The 19,477-nt window shown below is 69.4% G+C and carries 19 protein-coding genes; 12 read left to right on the forward strand and 7 right to left on the reverse strand.

All coding sequences use genetic code 11. From position 1 onward, the window contains the following. The first annotated feature begins 19 nt into the window (after nucleotides 1–19). Nucleotides 20–835, forward strand: coding sequence for a TrmH family RNA methyltransferase (locus tag BLW81_RS11595; protein ID WP_083407299.1), 816 nt, complete (start codon nucleotides 20–22; stop codon nucleotides 833–835). After that, nucleotides 832–1,104, forward strand: coding sequence for a DUF2537 domain-containing protein (locus BLW81_RS11600; RefSeq protein ID WP_083407300.1), 273 nt, complete (start codon nucleotides 832–834; stop codon nucleotides 1,102–1,104). Before BLW81_RS11595 ends, BLW81_RS11600 begins: the two co-directional genes overlap by 4 nt. Here the strand turns inward: BLW81_RS11600 and sepH are convergent. Then, nucleotides 1,101–1,931 carry a septation protein SepH gene (sepH, locus tag BLW81_RS11605; RefSeq protein WP_083407301.1) on the reverse strand — a complete coding sequence of 277 codons (831 nt, stop codon included), beginning with the start codon at nucleotides 1,929–1,931 and terminating at the stop codon, nucleotides 1,101–1,103. The genes BLW81_RS11600 and sepH overlap by 4 nt on opposite strands. 86 nt (nucleotides 1,932–2,017) lie before the next feature. Then, a complete protein-coding gene (gene serC, locus BLW81_RS11610) occupies nucleotides 2,018–3,130 on the reverse strand; it encodes a phosphoserine transaminase (protein WP_083407302.1) in 1,113 nt (370 codons plus the stop codon). Between the two features lie 176 nt (nucleotides 3,131–3,306). Here serC and BLW81_RS11615 point away from each other — a divergent pair, with 176 nt between their 5' ends. The 4 genes from BLW81_RS11615 to BLW81_RS11630 all read left to right on the forward strand — a co-directional run bounded on the left by BLW81_RS11615 (nucleotide 3,307) and on the right by BLW81_RS11630 (nucleotide 9,246). Further along, nucleotides 3,307–3,765 (forward strand): CAP domain-containing protein, encoded by a 459-nt coding sequence (locus tag BLW81_RS11615; protein WP_083407303.1) that lies wholly within the window; start codon nucleotides 3,307–3,309, stop codon nucleotides 3,763–3,765. Between the two features lie 147 nt (nucleotides 3,766–3,912). After that, nucleotides 3,913–4,926: an AurF N-oxygenase family protein gene (locus BLW81_RS11620; protein WP_083407304.1), complete on the forward strand. Its 1,014-nt coding sequence runs from the start codon at nucleotides 3,913–3,915 to the stop codon at nucleotides 4,924–4,926. Between the two features lie 9 nt (nucleotides 4,927–4,935). After that, nucleotides 4,936–6,606 carry an FAD-dependent oxidoreductase gene (locus BLW81_RS11625; protein ID WP_083407305.1) on the forward strand — a complete coding sequence of 557 codons (1,671 nt, stop codon included), beginning with the start codon at nucleotides 4,936–4,938 and terminating at the stop codon, nucleotides 6,604–6,606. 63 nt (nucleotides 6,607–6,669) lie between these two features. Continuing rightward, nucleotides 6,670–9,246 (forward strand): family 1 glycosylhydrolase, encoded by a 2,577-nt coding sequence (locus BLW81_RS11630; RefSeq protein ID WP_173839606.1) that lies wholly within the window; start codon nucleotides 6,670–6,672, stop codon nucleotides 9,244–9,246. A gap of 5 nt (nucleotides 9,247–9,251) precedes the next feature. Here BLW81_RS11630 and BLW81_RS11635 read toward each other — a convergent pair whose 3' ends face one another. The 3 genes from BLW81_RS11635 to BLW81_RS11645 form a co-directional block, all read right to left on the reverse strand. After that, entirely contained in the window at nucleotides 9,252–9,707 is a 456-nt protein-coding gene (locus tag BLW81_RS11635; protein WP_083407307.1) for a VOC family protein, read from the reverse strand. 109 nt (nucleotides 9,708–9,816) lie between these two features. Further along, on the reverse strand, nucleotides 9,817–10,422 hold the full coding sequence (locus BLW81_RS11640; RefSeq protein ID WP_083407308.1) for a maleylpyruvate isomerase family mycothiol-dependent enzyme: 606 nt from the start codon (nucleotides 10,420–10,422) through the stop codon (nucleotides 9,817–9,819). Continuing rightward, on the reverse strand, nucleotides 10,419–11,537 hold the full coding sequence (locus tag BLW81_RS11645) for a citrate synthase 2 (protein ID WP_083407309.1): 1,119 nt from the start codon (nucleotides 11,535–11,537) through the stop codon (nucleotides 10,419–10,421). The genes BLW81_RS11640 and BLW81_RS11645 overlap by 4 nt, the downstream gene beginning before the upstream one ends. A 56-nt stretch (nucleotides 11,538–11,593) precedes the next feature. Here BLW81_RS11645 and pdxH point away from each other — a divergent pair, with 56 nt between their 5' ends. The 6 genes from pdxH to BLW81_RS11675 all read left to right on the forward strand — a co-directional run bounded on the left by pdxH (nucleotide 11,594) and on the right by BLW81_RS11675 (nucleotide 17,647). Continuing rightward, a complete protein-coding gene (gene pdxH, locus BLW81_RS11650; protein WP_407662326.1) occupies nucleotides 11,594–12,277 on the forward strand; it encodes a pyridoxamine 5'-phosphate oxidase in 684 nt (227 codons plus the stop codon). A gap of 3 nt (nucleotides 12,278–12,280) precedes the next feature. Further along, entirely contained in the window at nucleotides 12,281–13,549 is a 1,269-nt protein-coding gene (locus BLW81_RS11655) for an MFS transporter (protein ID WP_083407311.1), read from the forward strand. 69 nt (nucleotides 13,550–13,618) lie between these two features. Then, the gene (locus BLW81_RS11660; RefSeq protein WP_083407312.1) at nucleotides 13,619–14,269 is read left to right on the forward strand and encodes a TetR/AcrR family transcriptional regulator; all 651 of its coding nucleotides are present in this window, start codon (nucleotides 13,619–13,621) and stop codon (nucleotides 14,267–14,269) included. A gap of 93 nt (nucleotides 14,270–14,362) precedes the next feature. After that, the gene (locus BLW81_RS11665; protein WP_083407313.1) at nucleotides 14,363–15,670 is read left to right on the forward strand and encodes a citrate synthase; all 1,308 of its coding nucleotides are present in this window, start codon (nucleotides 14,363–14,365) and stop codon (nucleotides 15,668–15,670) included. Nucleotides 15,671–15,804: 134 nt separating this feature from the next. Then, nucleotides 15,805–17,238, forward strand: coding sequence for an MFS transporter (locus BLW81_RS11670; RefSeq protein WP_083407314.1), 1,434 nt, complete (start codon nucleotides 15,805–15,807; stop codon nucleotides 17,236–17,238). Next, nucleotides 17,228–17,647 carry a MarR family winged helix-turn-helix transcriptional regulator gene (locus BLW81_RS11675; protein WP_083407315.1) on the forward strand — a complete coding sequence of 140 codons (420 nt, stop codon included), beginning with the start codon at nucleotides 17,228–17,230 and terminating at the stop codon, nucleotides 17,645–17,647. Before BLW81_RS11670 ends, BLW81_RS11675 begins: the two co-directional genes overlap by 11 nt. 42 nt (nucleotides 17,648–17,689) lie before the next feature. Here BLW81_RS11675 and BLW81_RS11680 read toward each other — a convergent pair whose 3' ends face one another. Then, nucleotides 17,690–19,228: a phytoene desaturase family protein gene (locus tag BLW81_RS11680; RefSeq protein ID WP_083410474.1), complete on the reverse strand. Its 1,539-nt coding sequence runs from the start codon at nucleotides 19,226–19,228 to the stop codon at nucleotides 17,690–17,692. Further along, the gene (locus BLW81_RS11685; protein WP_083407316.1) at nucleotides 19,225–19,473 is read right to left on the reverse strand and encodes a DUF2630 family protein; all 249 of its coding nucleotides are present in this window, start codon (nucleotides 19,471–19,473) and stop codon (nucleotides 19,225–19,227) included. Before BLW81_RS11685 ends, BLW81_RS11680 begins: the two co-directional genes overlap by 4 nt. Nucleotides 19,474–19,477 lie beyond the last annotated feature (4 nt).

Genomic DNA, 19,477 nt, shown 5'->3' on the forward strand with positions numbered 1-19,477 from the left:
ACGCGAATCGGGTCGGTCGGTGAGCGACGTCATCGATGTCGCCGATCCCGCCGACCCGCGGCTGGACGACTTCCGCGACCTCAACAGCATCGACCGCAGGCCGGACCTGCCGACCGGCAAGGGTCTGGTGATCGCCGAGGGCGTGCTGGTGGTGCAGCGGATGCTGGCCTCCCGGTTCGTCCCGCGCGCCATGATGGGCACCGACCGCCGACTGACCGAACTGCGGGACGACCTCTCGTCGGCCGCCGCGCCCTACTACCGCGTGACCGCCGACGTGATGGCCGAGGTGGTGGGGTTCCATCTCAACCGCGGTGTGCTGGCGGCGGCGTCGCGTCCGGGCGAGTTGACGGTGGCCGAGGTGATCGACAACGCGCGCACCGTCGCGGTGCTCGAAGGCGTCAACGACCACGAGAACCTCGGGTCGATCTTCCGCAACGCGGCCGGGCTCGGGGTGGACGCGGTGGTGTTCGGCACCGGGTGTGCCGACCCGCTGTACCGGCGCGCGGTGCGGGTGTCGATGGGCCATGCGCTGCTGGTGCCCTACGCGTGGGCGCAGTCCTGGCCCGCCGATCTGGATTTGTTGCGAGACAGAGGTTTTCGACTACTGGCGATGACCCCGGCGGCGACCTCCCGGACGCTGGCCGACGCGATGCACGACGTCGCCGACGACCCGGTGGCCTTCCTGGTCGGCGCCGAGGGCGCGGGGCTGACGGAGCGGACCATGCGGGCGGCCGACGTGCGGGTGCGGATCCCGATGTCGCGGGGCACCGACTCGCTCAACGTCGCGACCGCTGCGGCGCTGGCGTTCTATGAGCGGGTTAGATTCGTCGAATGACCGACGAGTCGACGCCGTGGGCGATGGGCCTGACGGTGGCCGCGTTCGTCGCGGCGATCATCGCGGCCGCGATCGTGGTGCTCAGCCTGGGCCTGATGCGGGTGCACGGGCTGCTGGCGGTCGGCCTCAACCTGATCGCGGTCGGCGGACTGGCCCCGACGGTATGGGGCTGGCGCGACCGGCCGGTGTGGCGGTGGTTCGTGCTGGGGTCGGGCGTCGGTGTGGCAGCCGCGTGGCTGGTGCTGCTGGCGGTCGCCCTCGGCGGCTAGCGCTGACCGCTGGAACGCACGCCCAGCAACACGTCCTCCCAGGCGGGCACGGCCGGCTTCGCCTTGCCCTTGCGGGCCCGCGGCTTGGCGACGACGGGTTCGGGTTCGGGCTCCGGCTCGGCGCGCTGCACCGGCGGATCGATCGGCAGCGTGGGCTCCTCGACCGTCTCCTCGACGACGTCCTCCGCAACGGGCTCGGGTGCCGGTTCGGGCAGCGCGGCCACCGGGCGCAGCGGTCGGGCGAAGTTCGGATCGATCAGCTCGTTCGCTGCGTCGTCGAACGCCGTCACCGTGCCGCCGTGCGATCCCGGCGTGTAGCGGAAGTGGGCCGCGAGGTCGGACCTGCCCGCCTTCCACGCCAGCTGCACGGTCCAGCGGCCGTCCTCGTTGCGCCACGCGTCCCAGGCGGTGTCGTCGGGGTCCAGGCCGCGGGCGACCATCGCCGTCGTCACCGTCTCCAGCAGCGTCAGCACCGAGGGTCCGTCGGGCAGCATCGGGTGCGCCGCGGTTGCCAGCTCGGCGGCCCGTGAGCGCTCGAGCAGCACCGGGTGGGCGAACCGCTCGACGCGCGCGACGTCGACCCCCGCCGCCTCGGCGATCTGCTCGACCGACGCTCCCGCGCGGATCCTGGCCTGAATTTCCCTCGGACGCAACACGTTCGGTACCTCGGCTTCACCTCGCGTCGACATCGAGCTCACCTTGTCGCCTCGGACGGCAGCCCGCAATCGTTCGTCGGACCGCAAGATGAACTTCTCGCCGGAGCCGTCGGCTTCGCAGATGATTCGTTTGCCGTCAACATCGAGTCCGACGACTCTGAGTTCTCGCATGCCGACCTCCTCCGGGCTAGCGCCAAGCCCGATCAATCGGACACTACTGCGTTATCCGCCTGTTACCTGGTACGACACGCTGTTGTTCAGAGCCGCTCGACGACAAAGTCGATGCACGCGGTCAGCGCGCTGACGTCGTCGGGGTCGACGGCCGGGAACATCCCGACGCGCAGCTGGTTGCGGCCGAGCTTGCGGTACGGCTCGGTGTCGACGATGCCGTTGCTGCGCAGGATCTTGGCGACGGCCGCAGCGTCGACGTCGTCGGAGAAGTCCACCGTGCCGACGACCTGCGAGCGCAGCGCCGGATCGGTGACGAACGGCGTCGCGAACTGCGCGCCCTCGGCCCAACCGTAGAGCCGCTGCGACGAGTCGCCGGTGCGCTTGACCGCCCAGTCCAGCCCGCCGTTGCCGAGCATCCAGTCCAGCTGCTCGGCGAACAGCAACAGCGTGCCGATCGCCGGGGTGTTGTAGGTCTGGTTCTTGACGCTGTTGTCGATCGCGATCGGCAACGACAGGAACTCCGGCACCCAGCGGCCACCGGCCGCGATGGCCTCCACCCGCGCGAGCGCCGCCGGCGACATCAGCGCCACCCACAGCCCGCCGTCGCTGGCGAAGTTCTTCTGCGGCGCGAAGTAGTAGACGTCGGATTCGCGGATGTCGACGGGCAGCCCGCCGGCCGCCGAGGTGGCGTCGATCGCGACCAGCGCGTCCCCGGATCCGTCTGGCCGCTGCACCGGTACCGCCACGCCGGTCGAGGTCTCGTTGTGCGCCCAGCCGATCAGGTCGACCGACGGGTCCGACTGCGGTGCGGGCGCGCTGCCGGGATCGGCCTTGATCACCACCGGGTCGCCGACGAACGGGTTCTTGGCCACCGCGGAGGCGAACTTGCTGCTGAACTCCCCGTAGGTCAGATGCAGCGAACGCTTGTCGATCAGCCCGAACGCGGCGGCGTCCCAGAACGCGGTGGTGCCGCCGTTACCGAGGATGACCTCGTAGTCGTCGGGCAGGCTGAACAGCTGGCGCAGCCCGTCGCGCACCCGCCCGACGAGGTTCTTCACCGGCGCCTGCCGGTGCGAGGTGCCGAACAGGTCGCTCGCCGCGGCGAGCCCGGCGAGCTGTTCGGGCCGGACCTTGGAGGGCCCGCAGCCGAAGCGGCCGTCGCGCGGTTTGAGGTCCTCGGGGATCGTCAGATCGGACATGCGGTCAACAGTAGTGAGCGCACGGTCCGGTTCGCCGCCGGGTTGTCGGCATAGATCTTCGGGCAAAGTGGGTAAACGGGCTGTATCGAGACGCCGCTGTGGCCATACTGTGATCTGTCGGGGCTGCAGTTCGAGCCCATTTGGGGGACCAAGTGAACAGTCGCAGAACACCTCTGATGCTGGTCGCTGCGTGTGCAGCGGCGACGACGGTATTCGCCCCGGCGCTCACCGCGCACGCTGACGGTGCCGACGACGGCGCCCTGCTGAACCAGATCAACGCCACTCGCGCGGCTAACGGGTGCGGCCCGGTCGCCGCGAACCCGCAGCTGACCGCCGCTGCCGCCCGCCAGGCCAACGACATGCTCGCCAACGGTGTGGTCAGCCACGTGGGCTCGGACGGTTCGTCGGTCGGCCAGCGGATCGTCGACGCCGGCTACACGAGCTACAGCGACTTCGGCGAGATCATCTTCTGGAGCACCGGTGTCGGTGCCGTCCCGGCCGCCGCCGTCAACTGGTGGATGAACAGTCCCGGCCACCGCGCCGTGATCGTCGACTGCTCGATGACCGAGGCCGGCGTCGCGGTCGTGCGCAACGGCGCCCGGGCCGCCGCGGTCGGCGAATTCGGCCGCCAGTAGCGCACCATCCGTTGTGATCCGAATCACAACGCCCGCTGAGCAGCCCCGTGCGCCACATCCGGGTAGACGCTATTCCCGGTATGCGATACCTGCGGTACCGTGTTGGACAACGCAGGCGGACTTGTAAACCTCGAAGGAGGGGTCGGAATGGCCCGGACTCGCATGGTCAGGCGTTGGCGCCGCAACATGGATGTCAGCGACGACGCCCAGTACACCCACACGCTCACCACGTTGTCCGAGGGGTCGGTGCGACGGAACTTCAATCCGTACACCGATATCGATTGGGACTCACCGGAGTTCGCGGTCATCGACGACGACGAGCGCTGGATCCTGCCGGGCACCGACCCGATCGGCCGCCATCCCTGGTATCAGGCACAGCCCCGGGAGCGGCAGATCCAGATCGGCATGTGGCGCCAGGCCAACGTCGCCAAGGTGGGCCTGCAGTTCGAGATCATCCTGATCCGCGGCCTGACCAACTACGCGTTCTGGGTGCCCAACGGCTCACCCGAGTACCGCTACTGCATGCACGAGTCGGTCGAAGAGTGCAACCACACGATGATGTTCCAGGAGATGGTCAACCGCATCGGCGCCGACGTCCCCGGCATGCCGCGGATGCTGCGGTGGCTCTCGCCGTTCATCCCGCTGGTGGCCGGGCCGCTGCCGATTCCGTTCTTCTTCGGCGTGCTGGCCGGCGAGGAGCCCATCGACCACACCCAGAAGATGGTGCTGCGCGAAGGCAAGGCGCTGCATCCGATCATGGAGCGGGTGATGGCGATCCACGTCGCCGAGGAGGCGCGGCACATCTCGTTCGCGCACGAATATCTGCGTAAGCGGTTGCCGCACCTGTCCCGCATGCAGCGGTTCTGGCTGTCCTGGAACGTGCCGATCATCATGCGCGTGCTGTGTCAGGCGATCATCGTGCCGCCCAAGTCGTTCTGGCGCGAGTTCGACATCCCGCGCTCGGTGAAGAAGGACCTGTTCTTCCGTGCGCCCGAGTCGCGACAGTTCCTGCGCGACATGTTCGGTGACGTCCGGATGCTGTGCCACGAGACCGGGTTGATGAACCCGTTCGCGCGGCTCGTCTGGCGGCTGTGCAAGATCGACGGCCGGCCCAGCCGCTACCGCAGCGAGCCGGCCCGCCAGCACGTGGTCGCCGCCTAGGAGGCGCCCGTGCCGCATGTGATCACCCAGTCGTGTTGCAGCGACGGGTCCTGTGTCTACGCCTGTCCGGTGAACTGCATCCACCCGACACCCGACGAGCCCGGCTTCGCGACGGCCGAGATGCTCTACATCGACCCGGCCGCGTGCGTGGACTGCGGCGCGTGCGTGTCGGCGTGCCCGGTCGGAGCGATCGCACACGACAGCAAGCTGTCGACCGAGCAGTTGCCGTTCGTCGCGCTGAACGCCGCGTTCTACCCCGAACCCGAGGGCAAGCTGCCGCCGACGTCGAAGCTGGCGCCGGTCATCGAGGCGCCGATGGTGCATCCGCGCCCGACCGGACCGCTGACCGTGGCGATCGTCGGGTCGGGCCCGGCGGCGATGTATGCCGCCGACGAACTGCTCACGCAGGAAGGCGTGCGCGTCAACGTCTTCGAGCAGCTGCCCACCCCCTACGGCCTGGTGCGCGCCGGCGTCGCGCCGGATCACCAGAGCACCAAACGGGTGACGACGCTGTTCGACAAGATCGCCGACCGCGCCGGTTTCCGGTTCTACCTCAACGTCGAGATCGGCGCGGACCTCACCCACGACGAGTTGCTCGAACACCACCACGCCGTGCTCTACGCCGTCGGCGCGCCCAACGACCGCCGCCTCGAGATCGACGGCATGGGCCTACCCGGCACCGGCACCGCGACCGAGTTCGTCGCCTGGTACAACGGCCACCCCGAATTCGCCTCGCTGCCAATCGATCTGAGCCACGAGCGGGTGGTGGTCGTCGGTAACGGCAACGTCGCACTCGACGTCGCGCGCATTCTGACCACCGACCCCGACGTGCTCGCCCGCACCGACATCGCCGACCATGCGCTGGCCGCACTGCGTGGCTCCAAGGTGACCGAGGTCGTCGTCGCCGCGCGACGCGGACCGGCCCAGTCGGCCTTCACGCTGCCCGAGCTCATCGGCCTGACGGCCACGACCGAGGTGGTGTTGTCGGCGGCCGACCACGACGCCGTGCTGCGCGACCTCGCGGTCGCCGGCGATCCGTTGACGCGCAACAAGTTGGAGATCCTCAGCAAGCTCGGCGACGCGTCCGCACCCGTCACGCGACCGCGGATCCGGCTCGCCTACGGGCTGACCCCGGCCCGGATACTCGGACAGTCGCGCGTCGAGGCAGTCGAGTTCGCCGCCGGCGACGACGTGCGCCGCGTCGACGCGGGAATGGTGCTGACGTCGATCGGCTACCGCGGGCGGGCCGTGCGCGGTCTTCCGTTCGACGAGTCCGCGGGCGTGGTGCCCAACGACGGCGGCCGGGTGATCGAGCCGGCCTCGGGGCGGCCGGTGCCCGGCAGCTACGTCGCCGGCTGGATCAAGCGCGGACCCACCGGTTTCATCGGGACGAACAAGTCGTGCGCCGCGCAGACGGTGCGCAACCTGGTCGACGACTACAACAGCGGTGTCCTGCGCGACCCGGTCCGGCCGTCGGCGCTGGACCGGCTGGTCCGCCGCAGGCAGCCCGACCTGGTGGACGCCGCCGGATGGAAGGCCATCGACGCCGCCGAGATCGCGCGCGGCGGAGACGGGCGGCCCCGCGCCAAGTTCACCGCCGTCACCGACATGCTCGCCGCGGCGGCAAACGCCCCCGCGCCGCCGATCGCGCGGCGGCTGCTGGCCGGGCTGCGGCGGTAACGCGAACGGGCGAAGTCGCGCAAACCGCTCCGGCACGCGGGGCAACCGTAGTAGACCAATGGCGTGAAGGCCGCTGCGTGTGTAGGTCGGGTGGGCAGGCTCGCCGTCGCTCTCGGAATCGGGGCCGCGGTGATCACCGGATACGGGTGCGGCCCGGCGTGGGCCGACACCCCGGACGGTGCGACGGGCGGGTCGTCGACCTCCGACACGTCGGACACCGACACTGACGCATCGGACACGCAGCCAAAGACCGAGCCCGAGCCGGACGAGCCCGAGCCCGACGAGCCCGAGGACGCCGAGCCCGAGCCCGAGGAGGAGGAGGAGGAGCCCGAACTCGAGGAGGAGCCCGAGCCCGAGCCCGCCGACCCCGTCGCCACCGGATCCGAACCCGACGCCCCACCCGCCGACGAACCGGTCGACGCCCCGCAGACCCGGATCGAGGCGACGCAACTGCGCGTGCAGGCGGACGACGACGACCCGCCACCGGTTGACATCCCCGAAGCCGATGTCCCTGTCGCGCAGGAACTCACGATGAGCACCGCGCAGACGGTCACGACGGTGATCGTTCCGCCGACGGTGCCGTCCCTGCGGCCGTGGCCGACGGCGTTCGATCCCGCGACCGCGGTCAACTACGTCGTCGACCTGGTGACCAGCGTCGTCAACGCGGTGCTGAGCCCGTTCGCCGCCGGCCTGCCGGCCCCGCCCAGCGGCCCACCCACACTGTGGACACTGCTGGCGTGGGTGCGTCGTGAGTTCTTCAACTCCTCGCCGACCATCGCCTACAACCCCGTCCTCAACAGCCAGGGCGTCGACGAGAACGGCGACGTCGTGATCACCGGCAGCATCGGCGCCGACGATGTCGACGGAGACCCGTTGACCTACACCGTGATCGGCAGGCCGCTCTACGGCGGCGTGGTCGAGGTCGCCGACGACGGCACGTTCACCTACCGGCCGATGAACGCGATGGCCGCGGTCGGCGGGTACGACGAATTCGTGGTCGTCGTCGACGACGAGGCCGCCGGATTCCACCTCAACGGTCCGCTCGGACTGCTGCAGTTCGTCCCGATCATCGGCAACCTGATCAACCCCGGTGGCGGTCACCGGGTCGCGCGCACCATCCGCGTCGACGTGACCGCCGTCGACGGCGTCGACCTGTCCTTTCCGGACGACTTCCATTGGGGTGTAGCGCATTCGGGCTTCCAGGCCGAGGGCGGTCCCGGCTCACCCGTCGACCCGAACTCCGACTGGTACAAGTGGGTGCACGATCCGCTCAACCAGCTGCTCGGGCTGACCAAAGGTGTCCCGGAGAACGGGCCCGGCGCCTACGTCCGCTACGCCGAGGACGCGGCGCTGGCCCGCGACGAGCTGAAGATGAACACGTTCCGGATCGGCATCGAATGGAGCCGCATCTTCTCGGAAAGCACTGCCGGAGTGGACATCTCCGACGAAGGTGGCACCATCAGCCTGGCCGACCTGCAGGCACTCGACGCGCTGGCCAACCAGGACGAGGTGCAGCACTACCGTGACGTGCTCACGGCGTTGCGCGCGCACGGCCTCGAACCGATGGTCACGGTCACCCACTTCACGCTGCCGGCCTGGATCCACGACCCGGGCTCGACGCGGCTGCTGGCCCAGTTCGGCCTGCCGGCACCCGCTGCCGGGTGGCTGTCACCCACCACCGCAACCGAATTCGAGAAGTACGCCGCCTACCTCGCGTGGAAGTACGGCGATGAGGTGGACAACTGGGCGACCCTCAACGAACCGGTCCCGCCGGTGCTGACGCAGTTCTTCGCGCTGCCCGGGCTGGTGCCGGCCTGGCCGCCGGGGCTGATCCGCCCCGACCTGGCGTCGACGTTCCTGGTCAACCAGGCCAAGGCGCACGTCGCCGCCTACGACGCGATCCACGCCTGGGACAGCACGGCCTTCGTCGGGTTCACCAACAACATGGTGCCTGCGCGGCCGGCGAATCCGGTGAATCCGCTCGACGCGCAGGCCGCCGACGCCTGGAACCAGATGTTCAACCGCTGGTTCCCCAATGCCGTCATCGACGGCTGGGTCGACGCCAACCTCGACGGCGTCAAGACCGCGGACGAGATCCACCCCGAGTTCGTCGACAAGGTCGACTTCATGGGCGTGCAGTACTACGGGTCGCAGCCGATGCAGGGCTTCGGCGTCGCACCCATCCCCGGGCTGCCGTTCCTGCGCGGGCTGCCGGTGCGCTGCCAGGCCAGCTCGCCGACGTGTAGCGACTTCAACCAACCGATCGATCCCGGCGGGTTCCGCGAGGTCCTCGAGGTCGCGGGGTCCTACGGGAAACCGTTGTGGGTCACCGAGAACGGCATCGCCGACGACGAGGACACCAAGCGGCCGTCCTACATCGCCAACCACATCGCCGTCGTGCAGGACCTGGTCGCCCACGGCGCCGACATCCGCGGCTACACCTACTGGTCGTTCGTCGACAACCTGGAGTGGTCCGAGGGCTACCACCTGCAGTTCGGGCTGTACGGCTCCGACCCGGCGACGCCCGAACTCGAGCGCACGCCGAAGCCGGCCAGCATCGACACCCTCAGTGCGATCGCAGGGTCGAACTCGTTGCCGCTGTGGGTGCTTGCGCAGTACGTCGCCGCGTCGAGCACCTGAGCCGGCTACTGGTGCTGCTTGACGGCCTGGTCGATCTCCTCCTGGCTGACCTCGCGGATCGGCTGCCCCATCGACCACAGATGGCCGAACGGGTCACGGAGCTCGCCGTAGCGGTCACCCCAGAACATGTCCTGCAGCGGCATGACGACCGTCGCGCCGGCGTCGACGGCCTTCTGGAACTTGGCGTCCACGTCGTCGACCGTGAGATGGATGGTGACCGGTGAGCCGCCCAGCGCCTCCGGCACGACCGATTTGCCGTCGTTCATCTCCGGGAAATCGTCGTTGAGCATCACCAGCGCGCCGTTCAACCGCAGCGCGGCGTGGAAGAGTTTCTTCCCGTCCGGCCCGGGCACGCGGCCGAGTTCCTCAGCGTCGAACGCCTTGACGTAGAAGTCGATGGCGGCAGCGCCGTCGCTGACCGTGAGCATGGGCGACACTGCCGGTTCGAACTCGATGGCCATTGCGAACTCCTCACATATCGGGTTGGGGGTCACGCGTACAGACCCGCGAAGCCGGCGGATCTCATCGCGCACCGCCATGCAACCACCACCCACCGACAGGCGGGCGCGTTCAGACGATCGAGAACGACGGCGGCAGCGGCTCGCGCCCGGTCAACGCCAGCAGCACCTCGGGGCCGCGCCCGTCGGCAGCGATGCGCGCCGCCAACACCAGCGCCTCCTCGGTCGCCGAGGTCGGCAGGTTGACCGAAATGTCCAGCGCGCGGCCGATATCCAGGCTGTGCACCACCAACTCGAACACCCGGGTGGGCAGATAGTTCGACAATCGGATGCCGAGCCCGCCGAGCACCTGGATCAGCGGATCTCCTGCGCCCTCCAGCCGGGCCAGCGCCTGCGCCGCCAGCGCGTCCACCGCGGCGGCCGGATGCGCACCGAGATCGCGACCGGCCTGCCTGCCGCGTTCGGCCACGTCCGCCGCGGCCATGCCCAGCGCGGTCGGGTTCACCCGCGCGTAGTACTCCTGCGGGCTGGTGACGTCCTCACGTTCGGCGGTGGTGTCCAGGTAGGTGATCACCGTCGTCAACGAGCGCGAGGTGTGCCCCACCAGGGCCCGCACGTCCCACTCGCCCAGCCCCGGTCGCTCCCACGCATCGGCGGGGATCCGGTGCACCAGCTCCGCGAAAGCACCTGCCGCGGCGGCGAACGTCGTCGGCGTCATGACCGGACGACTTGGTCCCATCCCTCGACCGACTCGGGACTGCGCGGGGCGGGCCCGACGTAGATCGCCGACGGCCGCACCAGCTTGCCGAGCCGTTTCTGCTCGAGGATGTGCGCGCACCAACCCGCCGTGCGCCCACAGGTGAACATCGCGGGCATCATCTTCGTCGGCACCTGCGCGAAGTCGAGGATTACGGCCGCCCAGAACTCGACGTTGGTCTCGATGGCCCGGTCAGGGCGCCGCTCGTGCAGTTCGGCGAGCGCGGCCTGTTCCAGCGCGGCGGCCACCTCGTAGCGCGGCGCCTGCAGGCGTTCGGCCGTCGCGCGCAGCACCCGGGCCCGTGGGTCCTCCGCGCGGTAGACGCGGTGCCCGAAGCCCATCAGCTTCTCCTTGCGGTCGAGGATGCCCTTGACCACCGCACGGGCGTCGCCGGTGTTCTCGGCTTCCTCGATCATCGGGATCACCCGCGCCGGCGCGCCGCCGTGCAGCGGACCGCTCATCGCGCCGATCGCTCCGGACAGCGCGGCCGCCACGTCGGCTCCGGTCGAGGCGATCACCCGCGCGGTGAACGTCGACGCGTTCATCCCGTGCTCGGCGGCGCTGACCCAGTAGGCGTCGATGGCCTCGATGTGCCGGGGGTCCGGGTCGCCCTGCCAGCGCGTCATGAATCGTTCGGTGACAGTGGCACATTCGTCGATGGTGCGCTGCGGGACGGCGGGCTGGTAGATCCCGCGGGCGGACTGCGCGACGTACGACAGCGCCATCACCGACGCCCGCGCCAACTGGTCGCGCGCCGTGCCGTCGTCGATGTCGAGCAGCGGCGGATACCCCCAGATCGGCGCCAGCATCGCCAGCCCCGCCTGCACGTCGACGCGGACGTCGCCGCTGTGGATCGGCAGCGGGAACGGTTCGGCGGGCGGCAGGCCGTTGCCGAATTTCCCGTCGACCAGCAGCGCCCACACGTCGCCGAACGTCACCCGCCGGCTGACCAGGTCCTCGATGTCGACGCCGCGGTACCGCAGCGCCCCGCCGTCCTTGTCGGGTTCGGCGATCTCGGAGGTGAAGGCCACCACGCCCTCGAGGCCGGGTACGAAGTCTTCGGGCACCGCACTCATGGCCAGATTCTCGCACCCCCCCGGCGCCTGCGGACCGTCGGGCGTAGCGTTGGCGCGTGGCGGCGGTAGGCGACGAGCACTTGGCGAGGATGCGCGTGGAATACGGTTCGGTGGAGAAGGACGGCAGCCCCGACCTGGACGCCGACTGGCTGGGGGCCGACCCGGCAACCGGCTGGGTTGAGTTGCTGCGCAAGTGGTTAGCAGACGCCGAGCGCGCCGGGGTCGCCGAACCCAACGCGATGGTGATCGGCACGGTCGACGCGCAGGGAAGGCCGGTCACCCGATCGGTGTTGTGCAAGAGCGTGGACGACACCGGCATCACCTTCTACACCAACTACGACTCCGCCAAGGGCGAGCAGCTGGCGGCGACGCCGTACGCGTCGGCCACGTTCCCCTGGTATCAGGTCGGCCGCCAGGTCCACGTCCGCGGCGCGGTGAGCAAGGTCTCGGCCGAGGAGACCGCCGAGTACTGGTCCAAGCGCCCACGCGGCTCGCAGCTGGGGGCGTGGGCGTCGCACCAGTCGGCGCCGATCGCGTCGCGCGCCGCGCTGCTCGGCCAGCTCGACGAGGTGACGCAGCGGTTCGCCGATCACGACGCCGTGCCGGTGCCGCCGAACTGGGGCGGCTACCACATCGCCGCCGAGGTCGTCGAATTCTGGCAGGGCCGAGAGAACCGGGTGCACAACAGGATTCGATTGACACTCGGTGAGCGGCCCAGCGTCGAGCGGCTCCAGCCGTAACGCGTGCGGAAGCTCTTCGCCGACACCACACCGCTGCAGACACCGGACTTCCGGCGGCTGTGGCTGGCCGGAATCGTCACGGTCATCGGCGCGAACCTGACGATCTTCGCGGTGCCCGTGCAGCTGTACGCGCTCACGCAGAGCTCCGCCTATGTCGGGCTCTCCGGCCTGTTCGCGCTGGTGCCGCTGGTGGTGTTCGGGCTGTGGGGCGGCGCCTGGGCCGACGCGATGGACCGCCGGGTGCTGCTGGTCATCACGTCGGTCGGACTGGCGCTGGCGTCGGTGCTGCTGTGGCTGCAGGCGGCGCTGGCGCTGAACAACGTGTGGGTGGTGCTGTGTCTGCTCGCGGTGCAGCAGGGTTTCTACGCGGTGAACTCGCCCACCCGCTCGGCGGCCATCCCGCGCATGCTGCCCGGCGAGCAGCTGCCCGCGGCCAACTCGCTGAACATGACGGTCATGCAGTTCGGCGCGATCGTCGGCCCGCTGCTGGCCGGCGTGATGCTGCGCTGGGTGGACCTGTCGACGCTGTACGCCATCGACGCGGTCACCTGCCTGGCGGCGATCTGGGCGACGGTCCGGCTCGCGCCGATGCGCAACGGGCAGGGTTCGGCGGGCTTCGGGTTCGGTGCCGTGCTCGACGGGTTCCGGTACCTGGCAGGCAATCAGGTCGTGCTGATGTCGTTCGTCGTCGACCTGATCGCGATGATCTTCGGGATGCCGCGGGCGCTGTTCCCGCAGATGGCGCACGAGTCGTTCGGCGGTCCGATCGAGGGCGGCACCACGATGGCGTTGCTGGCGGCGGCGATGTCGGTGGGTGCTGTGGCCGGCGGGGTGTTCTCCGGGTGGCTGCCGCGGATCAGGCGCCGGGGCCTGGCGGTGGTGGTCGCGATCGTGGTGTGGGGCGCGGCGATGATCGGCTTCGGTGTGGCCGGCGGGATGGCCGGTGGGCACGCGGGCGCGCTGCTGTGGATCGCGTTCGCGTTCCTGGCGATCGGCGGCGCCGCGGACATGGTCTCGGCGGCGTTCCGGTCGACGATCCTGCAGCAGGCCGCCTCCGACGAGGTGCGTGGCCGCCTGCAGGGCGTGTTCACCGTGGTCGTTGCCGGCGGCCCCCGCCTCGCCGACGCCGCGCACGGTGGGGCGGCGGCGATGGTCGGGACCACGGTGGCCGCGGCCGGTGGCGGCGCGCTGGTGGTGATCGTGGTCGTGTTGGCGGTGCTGGCCGCGCCCGCGTTCATTCGCTACCGGGTGGCCGAAGGCGACAAAGTCTGACGGTGGACAACTGTCGGGGCGCGACAGTTTCTAAGCTGTTTCTCAAGATTCGCGGATAGCATCCCCCTCGTGGTTGATGTACGGGGGGCGCCGAGTCTCGGTCTCCGCGAGCGCAAGAAGCAACGTACGCGGGCCACCCTGATCGACGCGGCCGTCGAGCTGTGCAACCGGCAGGGTTTCGACAACACCACCGTCGAGCAGATCGCCGCGATCGCCGACGTCTCGCCGCGCACCTTCAGCCGGTACTTCCCGACCAAGGAGTCCATCGCGCTGGCGCTGGTCGACGAGATCCTCGATCGTGCCGCCGCCGAACTGGTGCGTCAGCCAATCGAACTCAACGCCATCGAAGCCGTGGTCCGTTCGTTCCTGGCGATGGCCGAGACCGCCAAGCGCGCCCCGGCAGGTGAGCTCACCGCCGACCGGGTGCTGTGCATCGTCAAGATCCTGCTGTCGTCGCCGACGCTGCGGCAGGTCTCGGTGGAGTACCGCGCCGACGCCATCGACCGGGAGATGAGCCGACGCATGGGGGTGGGCCTCGACGACCGGCGGCTGCAACTGGCCTCCGCGATGTGGAGCGCGCTGATCATGACGTCGTTGAGCGACGCCGCCAGCGTCATCGACGACTGGTCGGCCGCCTCGATCGACGACTTCGCCGCCCGGCTGCAGATCACGTTCGCCGACTTCACCGCCCTGACAGCGGACCTGCGGCAGGTCGTGTGACCGACTGACCGCCCCCGGCGGGGCACGCTCGCCGGAATGGGACTACCTTCTGTAGTGCAATGTTCGACTCCCAGCAGCGACGAAGGGAACCTCGTGGCCGATAACGCGAAGAGTGGGGAAGGGCAAGCCACCCTCTCGTACCCCGGTGGCACGCTCGACCTGGACATCGTCTCCGCCTCTGAAGGCTCCGACAGCATCGCGCTGGGCTCGCTGCTTGCCAAGTCCGGCTACACGACCTACGACGAGGGCTTCGTCAACACCGCGTCGACGAAGAGCTCGATCACCTACATCGACGGCGACGCCGGCATCCTGCGCTACCGCGGCTACCCGATCGAGCAGCTCGCCGAGAAGTCGAACTTCATCGAGGTGAGCTACCTGCTCATCTACGGTGAGCTGCCCACCAAGGAGCAGCTGGAGAAGTTCACCACCCAGATCCAGCGGCACACGCTGCTGCACGAGGACCTCAAGCGGTTCTTCGACGGCTTCCCGCGCAACGCGCACCCGATGCCGGTGCTGTCCAGCGCGGTCAACGCGCTGTCGACCTACTACGAGGATTCGCTGGATCCGTTCGACGACAACCAGGTCGAGCTCTCGACGATCCGCCTGTTGGCCAAGCTGCCGACCATCGCGGCCTACGCCTACAAGAAGTCGGCGGGCCAGCCGTTCCTGTACCCGGACAACTCGCTGACCCTCGTCGAGAACTTCCTGCGGATGACGTTCGGTTTCCCGGCCGAGCCCTACGAGGTCGACCCCGAGATCGTCCGCGCCCTCGACATGCTGTTCATCCTGCACGCCGACCACGAGCAGAACTGCTCGACGTCGACGGTGCGGCTGGTCGGCTCGTCGCAGGCCAACCTGTTCACGTCGATCTCCGGTGGCATCAACGCGCTGTGGGGCCCGCTGCACGGCGGCGCCAACCAGGCGGTGCTCGAGATGCTGGAGAAGATCCGGCAGGCCGACTTCGATGTGCACGAGTTCATCAAGAAGGTCAAGAACCGCGAAGACGGCGTCAAGCTCATGGGCTTCGGGCACCGGGTCTACAAGAACTACGACCCGCGCGCCCGCATCGTCAAGGAGCAGGCCGACAAGATCCTCGGCAAGCTCGGCGGCGACGACGAGATGCTGGACATCGCACGCACCCTCGAGGAAGCCGCGCTGACCGACGACTTCTTCATCGAGCGCAAGCTCTACCCGAACGTCGACTTCTACACCGGCGTGATCTACCGCGCGATGGGCTTCCCGACGCGGATGTTCACCGTGCTGTTCGCGCTGGGCCGGCTGCCCGGCTGGATCGCGCACTGGCGTGAGATGCACGACGAGGGCGGCGGCAAGATCGGCCGCCCGCGGCAGGTGTACACCGGCTACACCGAGCGCGACTACGTCGACTCCGACAAGCGCTAGCTAGCTCCCTCTTGGCGCCGAACGTGGGTTACCCGCACGCGTTCGGCGCCCCCAGCGTGACATAAGCCCACAGTCGGCGGTTTCACAGCGACTTCGGCTTGCCTCGCCAACAGTTGTAGTTTCACAATTGTTGGGTGAACGAAACCGTCGTCCGGTCTTTGAGCGCTCGGCGCAAGGCCATCATCCTGGTGTCCTGCTGCCTGAGCCTGCTGATCGTGTCGATGGACGCGACGATCGTCAACGTCGCGATCCCGAACATCCGCGCCGACCTGCACGCCTCCGGGTCTCAGCTGCAGTGGGTCATCGACATCTACACGCTGGTGCTGGCGTCGCTGCTGATGCTGTCGGGCGCCGCCGGCGACCGGTTCGGCCGCCGCGGGACCTTCCAGCTCGGGTTGTCGGTGTTCGCGGTGGCGTCCCTGCTGTGCAGCCTCGCGCCGAACATCGAAACCCTGATCGCCGCGCGGTTCCTGCAGGCGATCGGCGGGTCGATGATGAACCCGGTCGCGATGTCGATCATCACCCAGGTGTTCACCGGCCGCGTCGAACGCGCGCGGGCGATCGGTGTGTGGGGCGGCGTCGTGGGCATCTCGATGGCCGCGGGGCCGATCGTGGGCGGGGCGTTGATCGAGGTGCTCGACTGGCGGGCGGTGTTCTGGATCAACCTGCCGATCTGCGTGCTGGCGATCGTGCTGACCGCGATCTTCGTCCCGGAGTCGAAGTCGGCCACGATGCGCAACCTCGACCCCGTCGGACAGGGCCTGGGCGTGGCGTTCCTGTTCGGGATCGTGTTCGTGCTCATCGAAGGCCCCGGCCTCGGCTGGACCGACGTCCGCGTCGTCGCGATCGCGGTCGCGGCGGTGCTCGCGTTCGCCGGGTTCCTGGCCTACGAGGCCCGGCACACCGACCCGTTCATCGACCTGAGGTTCTTCCGGAGCATTCCGTTCGCGTCGGCGACGATGATCGCGGTGTGCGCGTTCGCGTCGTGGGGCGCGTTCCTGTTCATGATGTCGCTGTACCTGCAGGACGAACGCGGCTTCTCCGCGATGCACACGGGCCTGATCTATCTGCCGATCGCGGTTGGCGCACTGATCTTTTCGCCGCTGTCGGGCCGGATGGTCGGCCGGTTCGGTGCGCGGCCGTCGCTGGTGGTCGCGGGGACGCTGATCACGGCGGCGACGGTGATGCTGGCGTCGCTGTCGGCGACGACGCCGGTGTGGCAACTGCTCGTGGTGTTCGCCGTCTTCGGTATCGGGTTCTCGATGGTCAACGCGCCGGTGACCAACGCCGCGGTCAGCGGAATGCCGACCGACCGCGCCGGCGCCGCATCGGCGATCGCCTCGACCAGTCGGCAGGTCGGCGTGAGCATCGGTGTGGCGCTGTGCGGTTCGGTCGCGGGAGCCGCGTTGGTGGCGGGTGCGGACTTCGCCGATGCCAGCCGTCCGCTGTGGTGGATCTGCGCGGGTCTCGGGGTGTTGATCATCGTGCTGGCTTTCTACTCGACGTCGGGCCGGGCGCTGCGCTCCGCGGACCGGCTCGCACCGCTGGTGGCCGCCGATGTCACGTAACCCGTTGGCGGACGATGTCTGGCGGACGATGGCCGCCTTCGTGATCGACAACCGCGACAGCTGGAAGCGCGCGGCCATCGAACAGGCGGGACTGCCCTTCAGCCGGATCCGGATACTGCGCCGGCTGGGCCGCCGGCCGATGACGGTCAAGGAGCTGGCGCAGGCGGCGACCATCGACGCACCCGCCGCCACCGTCGCGGTCAACGACCTGGAGTCGCGCGGACTCGTTGTGCGGCAGGTGGATCCGGCTAATCGGCGGTGCAAGGTCGTATCGCTCACCGACGCCGGACGCGCCCTCGTCGACACGATCGACACGGTCGACGACCCCGCCCCCGACGTGCTGGCGGCGCTGGAGGCCGACGACCTCGCCGCGCTGAAGCGGATCCTGACCGCCCTCTGCGCGAAATAGCATTCCTGGTCGCGATCGCGGCGGTTTCGCAGCCGTGGCTTCTCACTCGGCGCCCAGCACCGCCATCGCGGCGTTGTGCCCACCGATGCCCGACACCGCTCCACCGCGGCGAGACCCCGAGCCGCACAACAGAACCCGGTCGTGGGCGGTCGCCACGCCCCAGCGGCGCGCCGGCGTGTCGAGCGGTTCGTCGTCCTCGGCGAACGGCCACGACAACGCGCCGTGGAAGATGTTGCCGCCCGTCATGCCCAGCAAGTGCTCGAGATCGGCCGTCGTCTTCGTCTCGATGCACAGCCTGCCCGACGCGTCCTCCAACAGCACATCGTGAATCGGTTCGGCAAGAACAGAATTCAGCGAGCTCAAGGCCGCCGACGTCAACGCGTCGCGCATCCGGTCCGGGTCCCCGGTCGACACGAGTCCATGCGGGGTGTGCAGTCCGAACACCGTCAGCGTCTGAGCGCCGGAGGCACGCAGTTCGTCGGACAGGATCGACGGGTCGTTGAGCGAGTGGCAGTAGATCTCGCACGGCAACGGGTCGGGCACCACGCCGTGGTCCGCCCGCATGTAGGCCGTATCCAGTTGGCTGTACGTCTCGTTGATGTGGAACGTCCCGCCGAACGCCTGCTCGGCGGTGACGCTGTCGTCGCGCAGCCGCGGCAGGCGGCGCAGCATCAGGTTCACCTTCACCTGCGCGCCGGCGGTCGCCGTGGGTGCGGGTTCGCCCATCAGTTCGGCCAGCACGCTCGGCGTCACGTTGGCCAGCACGACGTCGCCGTGCACGGTGTGCTCGGCGCCGTCCTTACGGTAACGCACCGCCCCGTCCGGATTGACCGCGTAAACCTCTGCGTTGCAGACGATCTCGGCGCCATATCCGGTGGCGGCCGCGGCGAGTGCACCCGTCACCGCGCCCATGCCGCCGACCGGCACGTCCCAGTCGCCGGTCCCGCCGCCGAGCAGGTGATACAGGAAGCAGACGTTCTGCCGCAGCGACGGCTCCTCGAGTCGGGCGAACGTCCCGATCAACGCGTCGGTGGCCATCACGCCGCGCACCACGTCGTTGGTCACGGCGTCGGTGATGGCGTGGCCGATCGGTTCGTCGACCATCAGCCGCCAGGCCGCGTCGTCACCCGCTAGCGCGCGCGCCTGGGTTCTGGTGACCAGGGGCGCCAGCAGCGTCGGCCACAGCCGCTGGGTGACGACGCCGCAGCGGCGGTAGAACTCAGCGAAGCCGGCCTCGTCGTCGGCGGCGCCGATCGCACCGAACGTCGACGACGGGCCGATCAGCAGGCCGGTCCGGCCGTCGGTGGCCGGGTCGGGGGTGTAGGACGAGTAGCGCCTGCGCACCAGCCGGACGCGGGCGCCGAGGTCGTCGACGATGCGCCGCGGCAGCAGGCTGACCAGGTAGGAGTAGCGCGACAGCCGCGCGTCGACACCGTCGAACGCGTGCGCGGACACCGCCGCCCCGCCGACGTGGTCGAGGCGCTCCAACACCAGGACCCGGCGGCCCGCCTTGGCCAGATAGCCGGCTGCCACCAGGCCGTTGTGCCCGCCGCCGACGACGAGGGCGTCGTACGTGCTCAGTTCAGGTAGCCCTCGACCTCGTCGGGCGGTCGCACCTCCGCGTCCTGCGGATTGCCGCCGGTCTCGCGCAGCGCGCGGCGCTGCCGCAGCAGGTCCCAGCACTGGTCGAGTTGCACCTCGACGGCCCGCAGCCGCTGATGCTCCTCGGACTCGTCGATCTCGCGGTTCTGCAGCTTGCCGCGCAGTTCCTGCTCTTCGGCGACGAGCCGGTTGACTTGATCGAGGATGTCTTGGTCTTCAGCCACGAGT

Source organism: Mycolicibacterium rutilum, assembly GCF_900108565.1.
Lineage (GTDB): Bacteria > Actinomycetota > Actinomycetes > Mycobacteriales > Mycobacteriaceae > Mycobacterium > Mycobacterium rutilum.

Excerpts from the sequence above, each read along its gene's own strand:
- BLW81_RS11600 (WP_083407300.1), top strand. The coding sequence starts at position 832 with ATGACCGACGAGTCGACGCCGTGGGCGATGGGCCTGACGGTGGCCGCG.
- sepH (WP_083407301.1), bottom strand. The coding sequence starts at position 1,931 with ATGCGAGAACTCAGAGTCGTCGGACTCGATGTTGACGGCAAACGAATC.
- serC (WP_083407302.1), bottom strand. The coding sequence starts at position 3,130 with ATGTCCGATCTGACGATCCCCGAGGACCTCAAACCGCGCGACGGCCGC.
- BLW81_RS11615 (WP_083407303.1), top strand. The coding sequence starts at position 3,307 with ATGCTGGTCGCTGCGTGTGCAGCGGCGACGACGGTATTCGCCCCGGCG.
- BLW81_RS11620 (WP_083407304.1), top strand. The coding sequence starts at position 3,913 with ATGGCCCGGACTCGCATGGTCAGGCGTTGGCGCCGCAACATGGATGTC.
- BLW81_RS11635 (WP_083407307.1), bottom strand. The coding sequence starts at position 9,707 with ATGGCCATCGAGTTCGAACCGGCAGTGTCGCCCATGCTCACGGTCAGC.
- BLW81_RS11640 (WP_083407308.1), bottom strand. The coding sequence starts at position 10,422 with ATGACGCCGACGACGTTCGCCGCCGCGGCAGGTGCTTTCGCGGAGCTG.
- BLW81_RS11645 (WP_083407309.1), bottom strand. The coding sequence starts at position 11,537 with ATGAGTGCGGTGCCCGAAGACTTCGTACCCGGCCTCGAGGGCGTGGTG.
- BLW81_RS11675 (WP_083407315.1), top strand. The coding sequence starts at position 17,228 with ATGTCACGTAACCCGTTGGCGGACGATGTCTGGCGGACGATGGCCGCC.